Source organism: Paenibacillus sp. JGP012 (genome assembly GCF_014203995.1).
Classification (GTDB): domain Bacteria; phylum Bacillota; class Bacilli; order Paenibacillales; family Paenibacillaceae; genus Paenibacillus; species Paenibacillus silvae.
The window spans coordinates 80,018-99,637 of the sequence record NZ_JACHKG010000007.1 but is presented as its reverse complement, the minus strand read 5'-3'; the positions used below and the strand labels follow the sequence as shown (position 1 = coordinate 99,637).

Annotated in this window: 25 protein-coding genes; 3 read left to right on the top strand and 22 right to left on the bottom strand. The window is 48.2% G+C overall.

The annotated features are described in order from the left end of the window. Positions 1-423: 423 nt before the first annotated feature. The 6 genes from HNR77_RS11495 to HNR77_RS11470 form a co-directional block, all read right to left on the bottom strand. Positions 424-855 carry an NUDIX domain-containing protein gene (locus tag HNR77_RS11495; protein ID WP_184183951.1) on the bottom strand — a complete coding sequence of 144 codons (432 nt, stop codon included), beginning with the start codon at positions 853-855 and terminating at the stop codon, positions 424-426. Positions 856-902: 47 nt separating this feature from the next. Continuing rightward, on the bottom strand, positions 903-1,388 hold the full coding sequence (locus HNR77_RS11490; RefSeq protein WP_184183948.1) for a GNAT family N-acetyltransferase: 486 nt from the start codon (positions 1,386-1,388) through the stop codon (positions 903-905). 342 nt (positions 1,389-1,730) lie between these two features. Beyond that, complete coding sequence (locus HNR77_RS11485) at positions 1,731-2,165, bottom strand: GNAT family N-acetyltransferase (RefSeq protein ID WP_311768607.1); 435 nt, start codon at positions 2,163-2,165, stop codon at positions 1,731-1,733. A 121-nt stretch (positions 2,166-2,286) separates the two neighbouring features. Further along, positions 2,287-2,655 carry a YybH family protein gene (locus HNR77_RS11480; RefSeq protein WP_184183945.1) on the bottom strand — a complete coding sequence of 123 codons (369 nt, stop codon included), beginning with the start codon at positions 2,653-2,655 and terminating at the stop codon, positions 2,287-2,289. A gap of 44 nt (positions 2,656-2,699) precedes the next feature. Continuing rightward, positions 2,700-3,197, bottom strand: coding sequence for an 8-oxo-dGTP diphosphatase (locus tag HNR77_RS11475; RefSeq protein ID WP_184183942.1), 498 nt, complete (start codon positions 3,195-3,197; stop codon positions 2,700-2,702). Between the two features lie 267 nt (positions 3,198-3,464). Continuing rightward, positions 3,465-4,253 carry a DUF3891 family protein gene (locus HNR77_RS11470; protein ID WP_184183939.1) on the bottom strand — a complete coding sequence of 263 codons (789 nt, stop codon included), beginning with the start codon at positions 4,251-4,253 and terminating at the stop codon, positions 3,465-3,467. 215 nt (positions 4,254-4,468) lie between these two features. Here HNR77_RS11470 and coaA point away from each other — a divergent pair, with 215 nt between their 5' ends. Next, on the top strand, positions 4,469-5,398 hold the full coding sequence (gene coaA, locus HNR77_RS11465) for a type I pantothenate kinase (RefSeq protein WP_184183935.1): 930 nt from the start codon (positions 4,469-4,471) through the stop codon (positions 5,396-5,398). 23 nt (positions 5,399-5,421) lie between these two features. Further along, positions 5,422-5,784 (top strand): DUF423 domain-containing protein, encoded by a 363-nt coding sequence (locus HNR77_RS11460; RefSeq protein ID WP_184183932.1) that lies wholly within the window; start codon positions 5,422-5,424, stop codon positions 5,782-5,784. A gap of 135 nt (positions 5,785-5,919) precedes the next feature. Here the strand turns inward: HNR77_RS11460 and HNR77_RS11455 are convergent, their stop codons facing one another. From HNR77_RS11455 to HNR77_RS11415, 9 genes are all read right to left on the bottom strand, one after another. Continuing rightward, a complete protein-coding gene (locus HNR77_RS11455; protein WP_184183929.1) occupies positions 5,920-6,498 on the bottom strand; it encodes a histidine phosphatase family protein in 579 nt (192 codons plus the stop codon). A gap of 24 nt (positions 6,499-6,522) precedes the next feature. Then, complete coding sequence (gene murI / locus HNR77_RS11450) at positions 6,523-7,320, bottom strand: glutamate racemase (protein ID WP_260410510.1); 798 nt, start codon at positions 7,318-7,320, stop codon at positions 6,523-6,525. Positions 7,321-7,409: 89 nt separating this feature from the next. Beyond that, positions 7,410-7,787, bottom strand: coding sequence for a hypothetical protein (locus HNR77_RS11445; RefSeq protein ID WP_184183922.1), 378 nt, complete (start codon positions 7,785-7,787; stop codon positions 7,410-7,412). Between the two features lie 31 nt (positions 7,788-7,818). Beyond that, complete coding sequence (locus tag HNR77_RS11440; RefSeq protein ID WP_184183919.1) at positions 7,819-8,271, bottom strand: hypothetical protein; 453 nt, start codon at positions 8,269-8,271, stop codon at positions 7,819-7,821. A gap of 34 nt (positions 8,272-8,305) precedes the next feature. Beyond that, a complete protein-coding gene (locus HNR77_RS11435; protein ID WP_184183916.1) occupies positions 8,306-8,785 on the bottom strand; it encodes a GNAT family N-acetyltransferase in 480 nt (159 codons plus the stop codon). Between the two features lie 15 nt (positions 8,786-8,800). Then, positions 8,801-9,169, bottom strand: coding sequence for a hypothetical protein (locus HNR77_RS11430; protein WP_184183913.1), 369 nt, complete (start codon positions 9,167-9,169; stop codon positions 8,801-8,803). 66 nt (positions 9,170-9,235) lie between these two features. Continuing rightward, positions 9,236-10,114, bottom strand: a complete 879-nt coding sequence (locus tag HNR77_RS11425; RefSeq protein ID WP_184183910.1) for a serine/threonine-protein kinase — start codon at positions 10,112-10,114, stop codon at positions 9,236-9,238. Positions 10,115-10,155: 41 nt separating this feature from the next. Continuing rightward, on the bottom strand, positions 10,156-10,719 hold the full coding sequence (locus HNR77_RS11420) for a GNAT family N-acetyltransferase (RefSeq protein ID WP_184183907.1): 564 nt from the start codon (positions 10,717-10,719) through the stop codon (positions 10,156-10,158). A gap of 181 nt (positions 10,720-10,900) precedes the next feature. Next, positions 10,901-11,107, bottom strand: coding sequence for a hypothetical protein (locus HNR77_RS11415; RefSeq protein WP_184183904.1), 207 nt, complete (start codon positions 11,105-11,107; stop codon positions 10,901-10,903). 123 nt (positions 11,108-11,230) lie between these two features. Between HNR77_RS11415 and HNR77_RS11410 the strand changes: the two genes are divergently transcribed. After that, positions 11,231-11,881: a hypothetical protein gene (locus tag HNR77_RS11410; protein WP_184183901.1), complete on the top strand. Its 651-nt coding sequence runs from the start codon at positions 11,231-11,233 to the stop codon at positions 11,879-11,881. 89 nt (positions 11,882-11,970) lie between these two features. Here HNR77_RS11410 and HNR77_RS11405 read toward each other — a convergent pair whose 3' ends face one another. The 7 genes from HNR77_RS11405 to HNR77_RS11375 all read right to left on the bottom strand — a co-directional run bounded on the left by HNR77_RS11405 (position 11,971) and on the right by HNR77_RS11375 (position 19,547). After that, on the bottom strand, positions 11,971-12,945 hold the full coding sequence (locus HNR77_RS11405) for an SDR family oxidoreductase (RefSeq protein WP_184183899.1): 975 nt from the start codon (positions 12,943-12,945) through the stop codon (positions 11,971-11,973). 35 nt (positions 12,946-12,980) lie between these two features. Continuing rightward, positions 12,981-14,300 carry a F390 synthetase-related protein gene (locus HNR77_RS11400; RefSeq protein ID WP_184183896.1) on the bottom strand — a complete coding sequence of 440 codons (1,320 nt, stop codon included), beginning with the start codon at positions 14,298-14,300 and terminating at the stop codon, positions 12,981-12,983. After that, positions 14,293-15,237: an MBL fold metallo-hydrolase gene (locus tag HNR77_RS11395; RefSeq protein WP_184183893.1), complete on the bottom strand. Its 945-nt coding sequence runs from the start codon at positions 15,235-15,237 to the stop codon at positions 14,293-14,295. Before HNR77_RS11395 ends, HNR77_RS11400 begins: the two co-directional genes overlap by 8 nt. Next, on the bottom strand, positions 15,231-16,226 hold the full coding sequence (locus HNR77_RS11390; RefSeq protein ID WP_184183890.1) for an NAD-dependent epimerase/dehydratase family protein: 996 nt from the start codon (positions 16,224-16,226) through the stop codon (positions 15,231-15,233). Before HNR77_RS11390 ends, HNR77_RS11395 begins: the two co-directional genes overlap by 7 nt. After that, complete coding sequence (locus tag HNR77_RS11385) at positions 16,223-17,449, bottom strand: ATP-grasp domain-containing protein (RefSeq protein WP_260410508.1); 1,227 nt, start codon at positions 17,447-17,449, stop codon at positions 16,223-16,225. Before HNR77_RS11385 ends, HNR77_RS11390 begins: the two co-directional genes overlap by 4 nt. Continuing rightward, positions 17,439-18,440: a beta-ketoacyl-ACP synthase III gene (locus HNR77_RS11380; RefSeq protein WP_184183887.1), complete on the bottom strand. Its 1,002-nt coding sequence runs from the start codon at positions 18,438-18,440 to the stop codon at positions 17,439-17,441. Before HNR77_RS11380 ends, HNR77_RS11385 begins: the two co-directional genes overlap by 11 nt. Positions 18,441-18,656: 216 nt before the next feature. After that, positions 18,657-19,547 (bottom strand): TIGR01777 family oxidoreductase, encoded by an 891-nt coding sequence (locus HNR77_RS11375; RefSeq protein WP_184183884.1) that lies wholly within the window; start codon positions 19,545-19,547, stop codon positions 18,657-18,659. Positions 19,548-19,620: the final 73 nt, after the last annotated feature.

The window sequence follows — 19,620 nt, the reverse complement described above, 5'->3', positions numbered from 1 at the left end:
CCTGATCCGTTCGAAGGTATACGTGCTTCCCTGAATTTAGCAAAGCCCGTGTTCTAATATCTATTCTATAAACTTTTTGGCTCAGGAGCATTTCCTATTTTTAGTCCAATTGATGCATAAATTAGATGAATCGAGTCATTTACACGATTTTAACTGAAAACGCGAACGCTGAATTACATCATAGTCAAGACCTGAATTCCGTTTAAACCTCTTTTTTACAATTGTGGTCCATTCTGCACAAAAACAAACCGTCCATTATAACATTAACCAATTGGCATACCATTCAACAGAAAAATGGTTTGCTCTCTTGACAACTTTGGACAAGGCAACATGCAGCAGAACAAAGCCGACCGAATGCAAATCTCCGGCGGCTTTGATCCGTTAGCCTTGCTTTCGTTTTTCAGTTAGCTAAGACGTTCCTTATCATGAACGAAGATCAATCATGTATTTTGCAAAGGGCGTCAGTTCCATATCTTTGATTTGATCCGATGTAAACCATTCTGCACCGAGCGAATCATGCCCGTCAGCCACTCTTTTGATATGCTGCAGCTGATGACCTTGAAGACTAATCACATGGTATAAAATACCGATATGATGCACTTCCTCGGGTTCACCCTGAATCTCCCACTGCAATACAGTGGATTGGGAAGAAGAAATGGAAACCTTCGCTGGAACAAGACCCGTTTCCTCTTCAAATTCACGTATTAATGCGGCTTCTGGCTGCTCTCCGAATTCCATCCTTCCGCCCGGCAGATCCCATTTCCCAACGTATGGACCCCGCGCCTTCTGAATCAAAAGATAGGATTGCTCCCACTCAGCCAGCCCATATACACCTAGATGCGTATGTTTGTTCACTTTCATGAGCCTCCCCGGTTGAGGGACTTTCACTGTCCTGAAGCCCTCTATCTCTTATCCTCATTTCTTATGGTATCCAGATCAACAGCAAGGCGAATCATATCCACACAGCGAATACCATTCTCGATAATCTCTTCCTCATAATGGGTTACAAAATAATCCCGCTCCACACCCGTAATGCGGAAACCGCAGCGCTGATATAATTTCAATTGATGAAAACTGGAATTGCCCGTTCCAATCTCCAGTATTCGGCATCCCAGCCTTCTCGCAGCTTCCATCGCTTCTTTGATCATGTGTTTACCTACACCCTGCCCCTGCAGTTCCTCCTGTACGGCGATGTTCACAATCTCTGCAGTCTCGGGACGTGTCTTGAGCAGTACAAACTCCCCCACCATCTCTCCTTCATACTCCGCGATAAAACAAACTCCTCTGCTCAGATATTCATCTACAATCGTTTTCGAAGGGTCTGCCATCAGCAAGAGTTCATAAGGTTTTTCTTCATCCCAGTCCAAAATCCGGAACGACAAATTCATGCCAATCCCCACCTTTTCATCAACCAAATTATACTTTTTCATGCCTTTTGCAGAAGCCTATGTATGGCAAATCTACAAATCTTTTTTCCCGAATCAGCTCGGTTTTATATAAGTTAAATTAAAGATTTTACACAAACCACTCCGATGACAGAACAACCTTCCAATCGCTGTTATCCCCAGATTTTTTCGATTCCCTTTTCCAAAGGGGAAAATCCGGTGATAAAGGCGACCGCTCCGCTTTTCCAGGTTTTTTCTGTCCTCTCCGTTAACGTGTAAATGAATAGCTCAACTTATATAAATGAATGTTTCATGCGTCATGTTTCTGCTGTCCCACAATCTATGTTAGTCACTCTGTCTACTGTCAATGCGTCCTGCTTGATTGGAATAATGACGAATACACATGCCCGTTGCTCTCTGCATAGCTTGTCTTTCATAAAAGGTCTGTACTTCCCGATCACACAGAAGATCAATCATATAAAGTCCCTGAAGCCGCTCAAGCATACGCTGCACAAGCGTACTACCAATTCCTTGAGCCTTGTATTCGGGCAGCACTTCCAGAAGTGGAATATAAGCACTGAGTACCCCGTCCGAGATGGCTTGAATAAAACCAACTACATTTCCGGTTTGTTCATCAACAGCCAGTTCAATCGCGTACGACTGCTCCAACATTTTATAAAACGTTGAAATAGAAGGCGGATTCGGCCACCCGTCGAAAAAACCTCCGCTTAACTGCTTAAGCTCTACTCCAGCCAGTGTTTTACGAAATACAATGCCCACTTATACACCCCTCTTCAAAAAGACCAAACTCCATTATATCATAATATATGGAACAAAATATATAGATATGGATACTATAAGCTAATGAATAGTTCAACTTAAATAATGTGTGTTTACCTATTTATTTTCCTGCACTTAAATGTTCATGAACCAGTTTCCAATCCCCTTCATCATTCTGGACAAACACATTTGTTGCACGCCCTTGTCCTGAAGCATATTCTCCACGCACATATCCTTCCCAGTGATACGTATAGGTGCACACCGCCTGATGCTGGTCCACAGCAATCCACTGCACATCCTCTGCGCGATACACTTCGTGCTTCACTGTCTCCCAGGCGTTCTCAAAATATGCTCGTATCTCCGCGAGCGTTGTGCAGGAAGTGCCTGTGAACCAATACAGTGCATTTGGTGCAAGCAGCTTGCCTACCTCATCAAACTGATGTGTATTGGTTGCTTCTATATATGCCCTCAGCGCCTGCTCATATCCCATCTTATTCATCCCCTCTGTCTTTGTACAAACTGTTGTTACCCTGTCTACTTCCGTACAGCTTCATCGCTGTAGGTCTTGAACGTCTCCTGCAGGGTTTGCCCACTCGACTTTTCCCAGACTACACTTCGTTCAAACGTACCCGCATCAAAAAAGCGCGGAAACCGCTCTGCAAACCAGTCCTGCATCGGCAGCTCCAGTGCCTTTTGCAAGGATACCCACTTTAGCTCTCCCTCTGGCGGGTCTGCCAGAAGCTCGCCTTCATAAGAAGTAACCAGGTAGTTGAACACCATATATCTCAATCCCTGCTCCGGGTCACAGAATTCATCCAGTCCTTTATACATGATCCGCTTCACCTGAAGTCCCGTCTCTTCTCGAACTTCACGTATGGCTCCATCCACAATACTTTCGGGAAACTCTACTTTGCCACCAGGTGCAATATAACCTGGAAACCCTTTGCGGTCTGGTCTATTCATCAACAGAACCTGATCGCTATCCGGATTCCATATCATAGACATCGTATACATCTCGACCTTAACGCTCATTTTTCATTCTCCTCATCCAAACGCCTTCCTTATCTCTAATTAATCCAAACGTATTCCACACCTCCCGTATGATTTCTGGAGATCATGTGTGTATTCCTGCTATACAGTGTGGGTTAAACCGTATTTAACATGAACATCAGACAACAGCACATGCAGGCATATCAAAGACGGACGCCGGTTTACTTCGGAGCCCGTCTGGGTGGCCTTGATATCTAGATATCATGGTTTCAATGTGCTTCCAATTGCAATATACAGCAGCACATTTCTTTATGTTAACGCAGTGATGACCACCCGGCGTTTTTTCCAATCGGCCCGGCGATAAGCCTGCAGCATTCCGAATTTGCGGATACTGGCTTTGGGCACTGCTTTGTAAGACATGCTCACTTCAAACTCTTCATTAAATGGAAAAAAAGACAGACCTACCTTCTCTCCTGATATCCATTCAGCTTTAACGGTTGGGCTGGTACAATGGTCGAAAGCACAGCTCAGTCCATCTGCGAAAAAATCATAACGTGATGCAGGTGTACCCGGCTCCTCCATACATAAGAACAGACTGAGCTGGTCACAGAACAGCATCGTCTCCACATCATTCTTCAGTCGCTGCTCCAGGGCTGCTGCATCACCGCCAAGCTCCCGCTTCCAGTTATCCTGCTGCTGCTGTTCTTCGAGCAGATACTGACGAATATCCTCATCATCCTGAGGATTGGCACCCAGCGTTTTCTGAAACAACTCTGTATACATCAGGCTGCACAGCAGTCCCGCATACGCATTGTGCTGTCTCACTTCCTCAATCCCCTTGCGATAGAATACAAAACGCGGACGCAGTGGAAAATCACGGAAAGAGTAAGGAACCTGACTGTAATCATTCCATAATGGCGCAGCATCCAGCTCGATCCAGCCCCGGTCATGCTCCTTCGCAGCCAAAATCAGTTCATCCCGGTGTGAACCAGGTGGAAGCCACGCTGTTTTCCAGTGAGCAGCCATATCTCCAGCAGCCACTCCATGTTCATGCTGTGCGGTCAAAACAAAATCATGCTCTCTCTCATATATGATCATTTGCTGTCACCCTTCCGCATGGTATACGTTGACTTTTACATTAATTGGGTTACACTTTCCTATAAGTCGCTTTTACCCATCTCTAAGGTGCTTCATCCCCTGGATTCATAACGTCTCATAATAAACAGAGGTTGTAAAGGTGTTGTCAGTTTCCTGAAATTTGGTACACTAATGATTGTGTCACCGATTACATTACATACAGAAAGCGGGATCTCATGAATTTATACTCACCTTACATCGAGTTTGACCGCAAGGAATGGGCTGGACTCAAAGAGCATCAGGTTACTCTTCCGCTGACGGAAGCTGAACTGGAACAGTTAAAGGGCTTGAACGAAGAAGTGTCCATACAGGAAGTGGAGGAAGTTTATCTGCCCCTTACCCACTTCATTGACTTATATGCCAGATCTTCGCGAGAGCTTGATCGGTTAACCGCCTCTTTTATGAAAAAGGAAGCCCTTCACACCCCCTATATTATCGGGATCGGGGGCAGTGTTGCCGTGGGAAAAAGTACAGCAGCCCGCTTGCTTCAGGCTCTTCTCGCCAGAGGCAAGAGCAGCCCCAAAGTTGATCTCGTCACCACGGACGGCTTCTTATATCCAAACGCGGTGCTGCAAGAGAAGGGCATCATGAACCGCAAAGGTTTCCCGGAAAGCTATGATATCAAATCACTCATTCAATTCATGGGAGATGTCAAATCCGGCAAGCCGGAAGTCAAAGCTCCGGTCTACTCCCATCTGGCTTACGATGTCATTCAGGGACAAGAGCAGCTGATATGCCAGCCAGACATCCTGATCATTGAAGGCATCAACGTGTTACAGGTGAAACGGGAGACCCCTTTACTGGTAAGTGATTTCTTTGACTTCTCCATCTACATTGATGCAGAAGAAGAACATATTCGGCACTGGTACGTAGAACGTTTCAAGCTGCTTCGCCAGACAGCATTCCAGAATAAGGATTCCTTCTTCCATCAGCGATTCGCCAATATTAATGAAGAGGAAACGGTTGAAACAGCGAATCAAATCTGGCAGGACATCAATGCCAAAAACCTGCATGAAAACATTTTGCCAACCAAAGGCAGAGCCCGGCTCATTCTGAAAAAAGAAGCTGATCACTCGATACAGCAGATTCAATTACGCAAGCTGTAGATATTAAAAAGGAGCGAAATAAAATGCAAACTCTCGTTATTCTCGGCAGTGTGATGATGTTTCTGGCTGTTGCACTGGGTGCCTTCGGGGCACACGCGCTCAAGCGCAAGTTATCGGCTGATATGATTAAAATCTATGAAACCGGTGTGCAGTACCATATTGCCCATGGACTTGGCATCATTCTGCTCGGACTGTTCGCAGAGCGACTGTCCTCCTCATCACTCGTGCTCACCGCAGGTTGGCTGTTGTTTGCAGGAATTCTACTCTTCTCCGGCAGTCTCTATACCCTTAGCATTACAGGTGTACGCAAGTGGGGAGCTGTCACACCCTTGGGTGGTGTAGCCTTCCTTGCCGGTTGGGTCACACTGCTATTTGCTGCATTGTAACCTTGCAAAAGGTCTTCCCTCACATTCATATAGCAAGGTCTTCCTTCTAATTCATGTGACAAAGTCTTCCTTCAATTTTAAATAGAGTGTTCTGGCTGAACGAACCTGAAGCCGAACGCTCTTTTTTTGAGGGCATTAATCCAGCCAGAGTCTGCGGATGCTGAACATAAGGCTGGCTTCTTTCCTTTTTCCCGCATCCGTATGCTCCTGCTCCCGTCTCAAAACATATACATCCGGGTTGGACAGCTTGGCCCATTCGGGGTAACCAAAAGACGGAACATACTGACGAATAATTAACGATAACAGGTTGCCATGTGTGACAACCGCGCCATGCGGCTCTGGTCTGTTCCAGCATTCCTCCAGCACAGCCAGGCCCCTGCGAGCTGCGATTCTTGAAGACTCGCCGCCTTCTGCCGCCCAATCGACATCATCATATGTACGTTTCAGCACCTCCATCCAGTCCGGCAGATCAACGGTACTAAGCACACGCTCCTGCAAGCGTTCGTCCGTATGAATATGCTGCTGAATGGCTGCTCCTAAAGGAACGGCCGTCTGCACCGCTCTTTTCCAGGGACTGGATACAATATAGGAAATCCCATGACTGGACAGCAGCTCTGCCAGCTTTTCTGCCTGCCTGTACCCCTCGTCTGTCAGACTGGCATATGGCTCCTGTCCTTCGGCCTTGGCGTGACGAATCAGATAAATGGACTCCATGTACAACACCTCCGGTTGTCTGGGCTACAATGAATTTTCCTTTAGATACTGGAGTGCAATACGCATTTTACGCTGATCTTCTGTTCGGCCCGATGAACTAAGAAAGGTCACATCTTCCTGCTTCCCGATTCCCCCGCTCGTGTCATGCCGAAGAGTCTGGAGTGCGAGCCTCTGCTTCAAATGATTCACCGTGCCTGCACTTCCATCTACAATCTGAACATGATCCGGCAGCACCCCGCGCAAAATCGAAGAGAAGAACGGGTAATGTGTACAGCCCATCACCACTGTTCCATATTGCTTCATATCCAGACGGGATAGCTTGGAACGAAAGTACGCTGCAATGGTGACCGGATCGAACTGCAGCTGTTCGCACCACTCTACGAGCTCAGGAAGCGCAAGCGAATCAACCCGATGCTCATCATCCACTCGGGATACCAGCTCGTTATACTTTGTCTGGCTCAGTGTCAGAGCTGTCGCAAATACCAGCACTCGTTTGCCGTTATCCCGGTTCATCTCTACAGCCGGCTTCACAGCTGGCTCCATGCCGATGATGGGGATATCGTATCGGGAACGCAGCTCACTGACGGCCAGGCTGGTTGCTGTATTACATGCGATTACGATAGCTTCTGTGTTTTGCCGTGCAATAGCCTCAATGCAGCCCAGAATATATCCACGCACCTCGTCTGCAGACTTCGTTCCGTAAGGTACATGCAGGGTATCCGCATAATATATATAGGACTCTTCGGGAAACTGCTGTAAAGCCTTGTGCAGTACCGTTAATCCGCCGATGCCTGAATCAAAAAAAGCAATTTTTTTCGTCAAGGATGTCACCTCTATAACGTATTCTTTCGGTTCCGGGAACCGTTCATTACTGCTCATGCTGACTGGAGGTGAAGATTAAATCAATGAAGTTAACTAACCTGATCTGAATTCGTTTTATATTGTCTGATCCAGTCTTTACCACTTTTCCAGCTATGCACCGGATTGTCTTCTCCCAGCAGTTCGGCGCTGGCCTGAGCCATAATCCACTCCTTCAAGCCATCTTCCGGACTGGACTCAAGCTGATTCAACAAGAACTGAAGTCCTCCTTCACCCGTTTGAAGGATTGCATCATATAAGTCTCGATTGCCTGCAATATAATCATTCGGGTTGCTGCTGGCAGCCAGAGCAGGCTCGCTGACTATTGCATTCAAGCTCTGTTTAATGGTATCTGCCTCGGAACGATGATCTGCCGGAACTGCACAAGCTGATAAAGCTAACGCTGTACATAGCGATAGTAAGCTCATCATGAACCATTTACATTTCATCGAAATACCCCCGTTAAGAAAAACTTTCTTCAAATAGAGATTTGCCTTGTACCTCCCAATAACGTTCCGTCTCCGGAACTCGCTCCAGAAAATCCGAGTAACTCCCCGTCCAGCCCTCAGGCATGTAATGCTCATAGGATGCAGGTTCAGGGAACATGGAGAAGAACAGCTTTTGATCAAAATCAACAAGGAAAGACGGCACATACTTGAGCCATTCGTCACCCTCATGATGCGTTTCACGAAAATGCTGCAGCCCGCTTCTCAGCTCTGCCGTGCTCACCTGTTCCTCTTGAATCGCCTCCAGAAAAGCATTGGCCGTATCCTCGTTCAACACCTGGATGCCAAACCGTTCTTCCATCTCTACATTCAGAAACCAGTATTCTCGCTCGGTAACATACCATCGCCACATGCCCTGAAAACAAACACAAGCAATTATGTTCTTAGCATACACAGGTTCTGTCTTCATGGTCACACCTCCAAACACAGTTTCTGCCATTGCTCTATCCCGGCCTCAGATCAAGCTCCCATCGCTCCTCCGTCAATTCCTGGCCGGATAATAGTTGTGTTCGAATCTCTTTGACTTCAAACCCGTAAGATTCATATAGTTTTCTTGCACCGAGCAGCGATTGATTGGTCCACAATAAAATAGAACGGTATCCCTGCTGAATCGCATACGCAATCACGTGTTCAATAAGCCTTCTCCCCCAGCCTGCACCCCGGGCTTCAGGTTCAAGCAGGAACCACCGCAGCTGAGCAGTTGAATCGTTTACACGTGTCAGCCCAATCGACCCATAAGGCCTATGATCCAGCTCCACAATCCACAACATCTCTCTTGTGAAATCTCCCGTACGGGCGAAGGTCTGCACCGCATCAGAGATAAAGACTGCAAAGCTATTATCATAATTATACTCGTCCCGATAAATACGGATATGCGCTTCAATGACATATTGCAGGTCTTTTTGTATGAACGAACGAATCATAGCTGTAATTTTCTCCTAATTCAATAATCTGTAGAGCAGCTTCTCACCTTCACTTCTCTGACCCACTGCTTGCTTTTCCAGGAAATCTGGCACCTCTCGCAGATCAGCCGGACGATATCCTGCTCCACATCCGCAATTATGATAGGTCACACCGTGACGATACAGTGTTATGACTTTTGTCCACTGCTTGATGTCCTTTTGCTTCGGAGCCTGAAAATCATGCCCCATATTCACCATGACTTCCGCACATTGCGGACACTTATATTCCATACCTGCAGCCGTTTCCGGGCTCAAATCATAAGGTGAAACCTGTTTGAATGACTTGCGGCAGTTAAAACAAGCAAATATTTCTTTATAAGGTCCAGACATAGCATATCGGCACATCGTCATCACCTCCTCATCATTTCCATTATACGGGATTGAATGTAAAGTTACGAATGTGTTATTGCATCATTGCGCAACTGCCTCTTTCCAGGCTAAGGCAAACTCTGCCACAGCGTTGTAACGCAGGGAACGGTCGGGATTCACCGCACGTATGACCACTTTATACAATGCTTGCCCGGCATCCCAACGCTCACGCGAACGATCCAGTTCTCCCCCAAGCAGTGCAAATGCCATAGCTCCCATATTGAACACATTCGTAATCGCATCAATCGGCGCCCCGAGCTGAAATTCCTCAGGAGACATAAATCGGAATGAACCCCACATTCGCCCCATTGTATTGACAAAAGCGCCTTTGTGATACAGATCAATGTCACAGATATGGATTTCCGCTGCCGTAAAATCATAAATCAGACTGCCATCATAAAAGTCTACAGCGACATAACCCTTGCGCTCCACCTCGATATGAAAGTCCAGAATACGCTCCATCGCTTGAATGCGCATCTCCACCGGCAGCTTCCTGAACTGAACATAAGGCGACCGAGGATCTTCATATTTAGCTGGCGGAGGGAAAGACCAGTGCGAATGCAGACATTCTCCTTCGACCCAATCAAATACACAAGCATAACCCTCTTCTGTGGCAAAATGGTTCGTTAATCGAATCAGGCAGTCATGTGCCAAATCTTCATAGATCGAGACAGCAGACTGCAGCTGCTGTACAGCTGCGGCTGGATTTCCCGTTGTATTGGCGTGGATGGTACATGCCCCTGCATACTTCACAAACTGCTTTCGACCATCTGCTCTGACTAATCCAAAAGAGAGATTACCAGAGTCCTGTTGGTCAAATCCACGGAAGACTGTGCCCAGGGGCGTTAGCCAGCTGAAGTCATGCTCTTCTTTTAACCCGAACGTAACGCCGTCGATCTCATGAATAACCGGATGCACCATCAGAGCACCCCCTTATCTATTTACTACATTCTTTGATATATCTATTTACTACATTGCTTCTGGTCTAAGCTCTGGTTGTAAAAATAGGTCATGTGTGCTTCATCGTACCCCTGACCTTCCACTTCCAGCGCATTTCGCTCTATACCGTACACTTCAAACCCGTAACGCTCATATAATCGTCTTGCAGCAGCATTCGTAGTAACCACACTCAGATTAATCTGCTTGATCCCTTCGAGATGCCTTCCCCGTTCCAACACTTCCGATAATAAACGGGAAGCCAGCCCCTTCCCCCGATAAGCAGGCGATACATATACTCCCCAGATGAATCCTTTATGCCTGAGCTTCGGGCCATATTCCCTTTTAAACCCCATAATGCCAGCCAGTATGCCATCAGGTGTAAATACGCCCAGAATATAATCATCCTGCTCGTTATGTATGCGATCTTTCACTTCGCTCATCGGCAGTTGGCTTGACAGTTCATAAGATGCTCCAAAAGCTTCTGGATGGGTCCGCAGCGCTTCCAGCCGCAAGGGCCAATATACGTCGGATTCTTCCCGCTCGATATTACGCAGCATGTACTTCTCTCGCCCAGCATCTATATTCATGTTTCATCCACTCCCTGTAAGCTTAGTTCATTTTAATAAAATCATATTAATATCAAACAATCCACAAAAATGGATATATTCAAAATAAAAAAGTCGCTAGGATCGCGACTTTTAAGTGATTTGTAATCATTGTATTTCTTTCCTTCGAAAAATACACCTGATTTCAAAAGTTTCATGACAGTTAAGATTTTAAATTTTTGTTTTTGAAGATTAAATTTGTTAATGTACCGAACACCACACTTACTAAAATAGAAACTAGAAATATTTTTGCAACAGACCAAATAATCGAGCTACCTGTATCCGAGGTCAGATTCACAATCATACCTAAAAAAACAATAAAAAAGAATATTATATAGTCTTTTTTTCTTAATTGTTTTATATCAAGCACAATCCCACCTCCTTCCAAAAATTAAAAAAATAATAAAAAAGGGTTCACCAATTTAGAATATACTGGTATTATATATTTGTATAAACCAATTATACCATATTATAATAAGAAGGGAGTAACAAAATGAAAAAGCACTTAATCAGTCTGTTCGTTGCAACGCTAGTTTTATCTTCTTCAACAGCCACATTCGCTGCAGAAATTAACGCCGCTCCTGCTGATGATGTCCAAATTCAGCTAACTGTTGACGCTAATGACCCAGCTAAAATTAATGAGGCTCTTGAGTCTGGTAATCTTACTGTAAGTGAATCTATCCCAGTAGCTACATATACGTTTGATGATGGAAGCTACATTCAACTCAGTTCCACTTCAACAAACAACAATTTATCAACCTCATCCAAACTTGCTGCATCCAACAATATTCAAAGCGCTTCGGTTTCATTGAGTGCCTATAGCGCTATTACAGGTGATAACTTATTGCTGTGGACGTATACTTTGCAACAATCTTATATTTCTAATGGTAGTAAGATTACTTGGCATGACTCAGTCCCAACTACAAGTTTTTATAGCCCAATTTGGAGTCTTTGGAATCTTGATAGCGAAGTACCTGGTGTAGGCCCGGCTCCTGGCGATTCTAATGCTATTCGTGTTAAATCATCAATAAAAACAAGTTTTGGAGTCTGGGAAGTCAAACCTCAGACTACTAGCGGTGAATTAATTATCAATATTAGCGGGAATGGAAGTTATACCTCATCAGCAAGAAAATGGAATGGCTAAGTAGCTCGAAGGATTTCATAGCAGGATTCACCTTTGAATAGGTGAATCCTGCTATTTATTCCCCCTGAAATATCCCACCGTAACACCAGCTACGATTGAAGGCCCCGCGCGATTAGCCGCTCCAGCCACTTCCAAGGCAGCAAGGCCTTGCCGATAATAAGTAACCGCGAGCCCTTGCCCAGCGCATATCGTAATCTTGGCGAACGCATCCGGGTGATCCGCCCGATCAGATCAGCGACCTCCTGCGGGTCAGGTGCAGTCTCACTCGCTTGTCGGGAATATCGCAGGACTGCATCCAGTTTATGCTGATAAGGTGAGTCCTCATACCGATGAATCTCACCCAGACCTTTGTTCCAGATCGGTGTACGGTAGGCTCCAGGCTCCACCAGCACGACCCGAATACCGAAGGAAGACATCTCATGACGCAGACTTTCCGTGAATCCTTCCACGGCGAACTTGGAAGCAGCGTAGGGCGCATACCCCGGAAAACCCGACAAACCACTTACGCTGGAAAGATTAATAATTAATCCACTCTGCTGCTTACGCATCACCGGCAGGACGGTGCGTGTCACCGCAATAAGTCCAAAAAGATTGGTCTCCATCTGCCGCCGCCAATCCTCCATCGCCACTTCCTCAATGAACCCGCCCACCGCAAAGCCTGCATTATTCACCAGCACGTCAATCCGTCCATATTGCTGCATAACCATATCTACAGCCGTCTGGACCGATTCTGAATCCGTCACGTCGAGCTGAACATAATGGATACGGTCGCCAAGATTCTCTTTTTCAGCCCGGCCCTCAAGCTCACCCTTGCGGCCCAGATCGCGCATCGTAGCTGCAACATGATATCCCTGCTTCGCCAGCGTAATGGCGGTCAACATACCGAAGCCGCTGGATGTGCCTGTAATTAGTGCTACCGGATGCTGTTGTCCGTGGCTATGAGCTCTTTTTTCGGCAGGTTCAGCGATATGCCCGGATTCCGTTGTTCTGTTCCCTGCCGTGCCTGCATCATCCGCGTTGTTTGGCAGCGAATCTTCTCCTATTTTATAAGCCCACACGCTCATATCATCACCAGCTCTCCAAATGTATTCTTCACCTGTTAATCCGCACGTCTCTCCACCCGCCGCAGTTTTGTGACCCCCGCCTCAAACGTGTAGGGTACAAAATTTACCTCTGGCAGCATACACTGCAATCGCTCTGCTAATGTATTCAATTGTTGCATTACAGCGACCTTTACCTGTTCCTCACTGGCTTCTTCATGAATTCGCATCGATACTTCCAGCCTTCCGTTGCTGCGCTGTACAACACGATAGTGCTCAATGGCCGGCGAAGCCGCAATCACCGCACGACTGATGAAATCCGGAAATACCGTAACCGCTTGGTTCTCATGTCGATGTGTAAAATAAAGCGTATCATCACAGCGGCCTTCGATCCGCTCAATGGCAGTGAACAGCGAACCACAGGCGCACGGCTCTGCCGCCTCGGTTAAAATATCATTCAGCCGATATCGGATGATCGGCTGTGATGTTCTGGAGAAGTCTGTAATCACAGGCACAAACCGCCGGGTGGCAGGATCGAGGTATTCTTTTTCAATATAAACAATGTCTTCATTCAGATGTAACGTACCGTGCTCACACGTCGCACCCAGAAAACCCTCCGTACACTGGTACACCTGATGAATTGTCTGCTTGAAGACACGCTCCAGCACACTTCGATCCAGCGGGTCCAGCACCTCGGCGACGGATATGATTTTGTGCGGCGTATGGGTTAAATGCCCCTGCTCATAAGCCTCAGCCAGCATGCGAAGCATGGAGGGCGGCGCCACCCACACCGTAGGCTGGTATTGCTCCATACGTTCAACAAGCACATTCACAGGCTCCAGCAGATCAAAATATTGAAATTGCAGCTTGCCGCGCTTCACCGATTCATACAGATTACTGTTTGCACGCAGAAAAAAAGCAATCCTGGCCGGCTTCCACAATCCGCCTGGCAGCAGCTTGGCCAGCACTGTTCCCGTCCACGCATCCTGCTCCCGATCACTCACCAGAAATATCCCCCGGTTGCCGGATGTGCCTGAAGATAACCCCACAGTTATTCCTTGAATGGAAGACTGCTTGAAGTCACGGGTATCTTCACTCTCTCCTGCCAGTATTAACGCCTCTTCCTTCGAAATCCCTACGGTATTCAGCGTATCAAAATGCTGCATCATCGTGGACTTGTCAATCTGCTTAAATTGTCTCCACGCCGATGCACCCCTTCCATCCCACCATGTGCGATAAAATGGCGATTGTGCCCGCACACGCTCTACATGGCGTATGATTCGGCGTTCTTGCCAGCGTTCAAGCTGCACTCGTGTGCTCCATCTGCGCAGGCCGCGTGCAAGTGCATAATGAGCTGCAATGCGAAAGACATTACTCATGCGCTGTACCTCCTGCTCCCCATGCGTTCAGCGCCTCCTGACAATGGCTTGGCACAATGCGAATGGCAGGAAACTGTTGATGCAATTGAACCAGCTTATCAAAGTTCGACCTGTATTCCCGCCGATCAGACATAATAATGCCTGCAAGCGCATGAGGTCTTCGCTGTTCACGAAAAGCCCGGCTTGACCACACCGCATCCGCACACAGAAAATATTCATGCTGCTCTGTACGCAGCAAAATGCCCATCATGCCTGCTGCATGACCCGACACAACTACACCCAGCAGACTGCCATCCCCGAAGATATCGTACACCTCATCCCAAGGGAATACAGACGGTGCTTCAGTCTCTGTCCCGGTCACTGTCCGTCCAATCATCTCTGATCCTCTCCCTTTCCCTCCAGCTACCTCTGCTCCTCTCACTTCAGTCCACTGTTTGGGCCGTCCAGTCAGAGGCAGTGACCGCCGGGTAAAATCTTCAGGCAGCAATCCGGACAGAAATCCGGCCTTTACTGCCGCTAATGGGCCAAGTGAGCGGACTGCATCATACGCTTGCGGCAGGTAAATAAACTGCGCTTGAGGGAAATCCCGCACACCTGCGATATGATCCCCGTGAAAATGCGAAAGAATGACATAACGAATGTCTGATGCACGGAGTCCAATCCGTTTCAGAAAATGAACCGCACTGTCTTGCTCCTGATACACAACAGGGGTGATGTAACGATACAATGCATTAGGAAGCCGGGCAGTCTCATCGAAAAAGCGGGAACTATACCCTGTATCCAGCAGCATCGCGCCATGCACCGGATGAATGATGCAGGCAAAGCCCGCCGGAAAACGCACAGGTCTGATGCTCCCGCCCCTCAGCGTTAGAACCTCCGGATGTGTACAATACCCTGCCGCACCCAAATATAACTGAACTGGAGTAGAAGTCAGCATGATTCAGCCCTCCACCAATCTGCAAATTGTTGTAAACCTGCTTCAATAGATACCCGAGGTGTATACCCCAATTGCTCCCTGGCATCGGTGATGTTTAATGTCTGCGGTACACCCAGGGACCCCACAGTGTATCGGGTAAGTAGTGGCTCACCCAGAGCAGGAATGAGCCGATGCACATTCTCAAGCACAGCAGCGGCCCCATAGGCCACCTTGTATGGAATGCTCAAACGCTTCAGCGGCATATCCAGCATGTCAAACAGCTTGCTGACCAGTTCGGCAAAAGGCCGCGGGTCCCCGTTGGATATGTTGTAGGCCCTCCCCAGCGCATCTGCCGAAGCACGTTGGCACAGTAACAAGGCATCGACTACATTATCTACACATGTCAGATCAATAAGTGCCCGTCCACCGTCAATCATCGGGACTCCACGTTTGGCATTCGCTGCCACAATACGCGGAAACAGCGTCTGGTCATACGGGCCAAAAATTGCCCGCGGACGAATCATAACCGATGGCAAGCCTTGACGATGTGCATCCATAACGATCTGCTCAGCAAGATACTTGGTAGCCGCATAGTGATTGGCCGGTCTGGCTGGCAGCACATCATCTTCATGCACCTCATAACGCGGGTTGAAGTTAAAATAGAGACTTGGCGTCGAGACATGCACGAAACGCTGCACCTGGCTGCGCATAGCGCTATCAATCAAAATCTGTGTTCCCTGCACGTTACTGCTGTAGAAGTCCCGATACTTTCCCCAGGGAGACGACAACGCGGCACAGTGAAATACAGCCTCCTGACCCGCGCAGGCTTCATCCACCGTCTGCTGGTCCCTTATATCACCCTGATGAAAACGAACTCCTGCCGCAGCTAACGCATCTCCTATCGCTTGCTGACGCCCAAGGCCCGTGACGTCCCAGCCTTCTTGGGCAAGGCGAACAGCCAGATGTCTGCCAAGACAGCCCGTAGCCCCTGTTACCAATGCTCTCTTCATTGTTGTTCACCGTTCCATTCTATGTCATGAGTCAACGCCTCGGTCAGTGTGATCCGCTGAGCACGGGCAATACGCCAAGCTGCCAGCACCACTGCAATTTGTGCAAAGAAAGGACGCGTATCCTGCCTCGTATACACCACATCTCTTGCCCCGTGCCAGGCCGTCATCCATGACCGCAGGTTCGCTCTGCTATTGGCCTGCCGAATACCACTTCCCAGCATAGGCAGTGCAAGCATCGCTTTATCACCTGACTGGGGTATAATCTCTTTTTTTTCGTTTAATAGTGACTCCGGTTCAAGCAAAGCACGCACCAGGCCATCGCCAGGATGAAACAGGTGAATACCGCTGGTCGCTCTCGGATTACACTCAATGGCATATACTCGACCGTCCAACGCTTCAATAAAATCAAAACCGATCTGTCCGCTAAAGGCTGCCTGCTGCACAAATTGTTTGACCCACTGATACGCCGCCTCATGCTCTACCTGTTCAAAAAAAACACTTGCGCCTACGTCACCTGTACGAAATTTGCTCTCGTAAGCGGCATGAGCAACCAACTGTCCTTCATGCACAACACTGTAGGTACACAGCCCGCGTCCATGGATGTAACGCTGTGCCACCCAAGGCGAACCTCGGGATATGGATATCAGCTCTTCACCCGGCGGTGCATGATGTATTGGCATACGTACTTTGGCAGCAAAACGGGAATACACCGGCTTCCATACCCACTCCCCGGACTTGTTCAGCACATGCTGAATCTCCAGCAGCTCCTGTGAGCTTTGAATCAGATATGTATCTGGCACAGACAGCCCCATCGACTTCGCCAGTTGAATAAAATCATATTTATGATGCAATGCATGCAGCTGCTCCGGGCTGGATACCAGAACACGGCAATGCTGCCGTAACTGTTCCGCACCTTGAGCCACGTAGAAAATTTCCTCACACATCGGAATGAGCAGGTCAATCTGCCATCTCTTGACACAGGCTTCGAGCGCAGACAGATATGCTGTTGTCTGATGGCGCGGCGATGGCACAAGGGCACACTGCTCCACTACAACGGACCCTCTGCATAGATGCCGTTCCATACTCTCGGCAATATACACCCGATGACCGAATCGGTGCAGCATACGTGCCAGATCCAGTGTTACCGGGGCCCTGCCCCCGGTAAGCAGCACTCTGCTTGGTGTACATGTCTGTTCCTGACGCTCTCCTGATCTAATAGTCAAGAATAAGTCCTCCCAGAGAAAGCCCTGCGGCTGTTCCTATCATAAGTATGCGATCACCGCGCTGAATGCGCTGCTGGCGAATGGCTTCGTGCAGCCCCATCGGGATGGAAGCGGCGATGGTATTGCCATGCCCCCGTGTAATATCCATAAATCGCTCCTCCGGAATGCCCAGCTTCTTCCGAATCAGACGCATCGCCATTGCACTGCCCTGATGCGGAATAACCAGTCTGAAATCCTGCATCCGGTTCCCGGAGGTTTGAAGCATCTCATCCATAAAACCCGGTAACAGCTTGGATGCCATGCGGAAAATGGCCTGGCCATCCATATGAAAGAGATAAGGGGCTGGCTGCTCGTTATTATATTTGGCGGCATGCTGCCGGGTTCCTCCACCCGCAATCTCTGATAAACGTGCTCCGCGGCTGAACGTGCGAAATGATGCGTGTACGATCTGCGAGCCTGAACCCGCTGGCGCATGCTCAATAATGACAGCTGCTGCTCCATCCCCAAACAAGGCAGCGCTTTCCGGCTCATCCCAGTTCAATCCGGCTGAAGCGATCTCGGTAGCTACGAGCAGAACACGCCGGAAACGTCCCGCATGCACCATATAAGAGATGACATCCAATCCATTCAGGAAACTCAGACAGGTTGCATCCATATCAAAAGCAGGCACACCCGAATCCTCCTGCCCCATCGCCTGCTGGATAAAAACAGCTGTACTTGGCAGCGGCTGTTCCTTCGTACCGCTTGTACATACCAGACAATCGATCTCTTCAAAGGACAGCCCCGCATCAGCAAGAGCCGCTTCTGCTGCCCTTGCCCCCATATACGAAGAAGTCTCCTCGTCCGAGGCATAATAACGAAACCCTACGCCTGTCGCTTTGCTGACCCAACCTGCCGGTACATGGAGGCGCTCATCCAGTTCCTCATCTGTCACTTTCATCTGAGGCAGGTATTTCCCCGTACCTGCAATTCTTACTCTTCTAAGCTGCATATGCCAACCTCTTCCGTATTATATATCTTTAAAATCAAGTCCTATTGCAGATCTTCAGAATTAACAGAAGGGCAGATTGCTCTGCCCTCCCGGTATTAAATAACCAACTTCTTCTCCCATACGGGTACGGTTCTGAAGATGCCGCTGCGCAGCATGTTGGCTTCATCTCTGTTTTACTTTTGCCAGTGTATATACGTGTACTTTGTGGAGCACACACTACCTGGTCGGTTGTAGAATGTCAGCGAGCGCAGCGTCCAGCGTAGCATAAGTAAAAGTGAAGCCTTCCCTTTCCATTCGGTCAGGGATGACCCATCGGCTTTTGAGCACCAGCTCTGTTTCGGTGCGAATAAATATAGCTCCCAGTTCAAGCATCCAGCGCGGTGAAGGTAGACCTACACGTACTCCCATCTGCTGCCTGAGACTTGCCATCAGCTCTCGATTGGTCACCGGGTGGGGTGATGAAGCGTTGAACACTCCTTCCAGCTGACGCTGCTCCTGTAAAAACAACACCATGCGGAATAAATCCTCAATATGAATCCAGCTGAATTGCTGGGTTCCTGCGCCTTGTGCCCCTCCAAGACCAAAACGTACCAGATTCGTCAAGGGCTCCATTACCCCGCCTTTGCCAAGCACAATGGCAATACGCAGCGCAACCTGCCTTGTAGATGGCAGCTCAAATTCAAAGAAAGCGCGCTCCCACGCCTTGGCTACCTCCACTGAGAACCCTGAGCCGATCTCACCATCTTTTTCCGTCATCGGACGATCCTCCGCATGTCTGTATATCGTTGCTGTGCTGGAGTTAATCCACAATTCAGGCGGCCGGGTACATGCCAGCACCGCTTCTCCAAGAATCTGTGTCGTTACCGTTCTGGAATCCATAATGATTCTGCGGTTCTCCTCTGTATAACGGCAGTTCACCGACTTGCCAGCCAGATTAATCAGCAGCGCTGCTCCATCAAGAGCTTCAACGATCGCTCCTCGATCCTCCCAGGATATATGCCCCGGCTGGCGAGAGATTATATAGACACTGTACCCCAGCTTTTCAAACCTTGGCGCAAAATCCTGACCAACAAATCCAGTTCCACCTGCAAGCACAACCTTTTTCACAGTATCTCCTCGTTTCCCTGTAGAGGTATTGCTTCTAAATTCCTGTAGAAGTGTCGCTTCAATTTCCTGTAGA

Excerpts from the sequence above, each read along its gene's own strand:
- HNR77_RS11490 (WP_184183948.1), bottom strand. The coding sequence starts at position 1,388 with ATGAATTTGTCGTTCCGGATTTTGGACTGGGATGAAGAAAAACCTTAT.
- HNR77_RS11480 (WP_184183945.1), bottom strand. The coding sequence starts at position 2,655 with ATGGGATATGAGCAGGCGCTGAGGGCATATATAGAAGCAACCAATACA.
- HNR77_RS11475 (WP_184183942.1), bottom strand. The coding sequence starts at position 3,197 with ATGAGCGTTAAGGTCGAGATGTATACGATGTCTATGATATGGAATCCG.
- HNR77_RS11470 (WP_184183939.1), bottom strand. The coding sequence starts at position 4,253 with ATGATCATATATGAGAGAGAGCATGATTTTGTTTTGACCGCACAGCAT.
- coaA (WP_184183935.1), top strand. The coding sequence starts at position 4,469 with ATGAATTTATACTCACCTTACATCGAGTTTGACCGCAAGGAATGGGCT.
- HNR77_RS11460 (WP_184183932.1), top strand. The coding sequence starts at position 5,422 with ATGCAAACTCTCGTTATTCTCGGCAGTGTGATGATGTTTCTGGCTGTT.
- HNR77_RS11455 (WP_184183929.1), bottom strand. The coding sequence starts at position 6,498 with ATGGAGTCCATTTATCTGATTCGTCACGCCAAGGCCGAAGGACAGGAG.
- HNR77_RS11445 (WP_184183922.1), bottom strand. The coding sequence starts at position 7,787 with ATGATGAGCTTACTATCGCTATGTACAGCGTTAGCTTTATCAGCTTGT.
- HNR77_RS11440 (WP_184183919.1), bottom strand. The coding sequence starts at position 8,271 with ATGAAGACAGAACCTGTGTATGCTAAGAACATAATTGCTTGTGTTTGT.
- HNR77_RS11435 (WP_184183916.1), bottom strand. The coding sequence starts at position 8,785 with ATGATTCGTTCGTTCATACAAAAAGACCTGCAATATGTCATTGAAGCG.
- HNR77_RS11430 (WP_184183913.1), bottom strand. The coding sequence starts at position 9,169 with ATGTGCCGATATGCTATGTCTGGACCTTATAAAGAAATATTTGCTTGT.
- HNR77_RS11425 (WP_184183910.1), bottom strand. The coding sequence starts at position 10,114 with ATGGTGCATCCGGTTATTCATGAGATCGACGGCGTTACGTTCGGGTTA.
- HNR77_RS11420 (WP_184183907.1), bottom strand. The coding sequence starts at position 10,719 with ATGAATATAGATGCTGGGCGAGAGAAGTACATGCTGCGTAATATCGAG.
- HNR77_RS11410 (WP_184183901.1), top strand. The coding sequence starts at position 11,231 with ATGAAAAAGCACTTAATCAGTCTGTTCGTTGCAACGCTAGTTTTATCT.
- HNR77_RS11405 (WP_184183899.1), bottom strand. The coding sequence starts at position 12,945 with ATGAGCGTGTGGGCTTATAAAATAGGAGAAGATTCGCTGCCAAACAAC.
- HNR77_RS11400 (WP_184183896.1), bottom strand. The coding sequence starts at position 14,300 with ATGAGTAATGTCTTTCGCATTGCAGCTCATTATGCACTTGCACGCGGC.
- HNR77_RS11395 (WP_184183893.1), bottom strand. The coding sequence starts at position 15,237 with ATGCTGACTTCTACTCCAGTTCAGTTATATTTGGGTGCGGCAGGGTAT.
- HNR77_RS11390 (WP_184183890.1), bottom strand. The coding sequence starts at position 16,226 with ATGAAGAGAGCATTGGTAACAGGGGCTACGGGCTGTCTTGGCAGACAT.
- HNR77_RS11380 (WP_184183887.1), bottom strand. The coding sequence starts at position 18,440 with ATGCAGCTTAGAAGAGTAAGAATTGCAGGTACGGGGAAATACCTGCCT.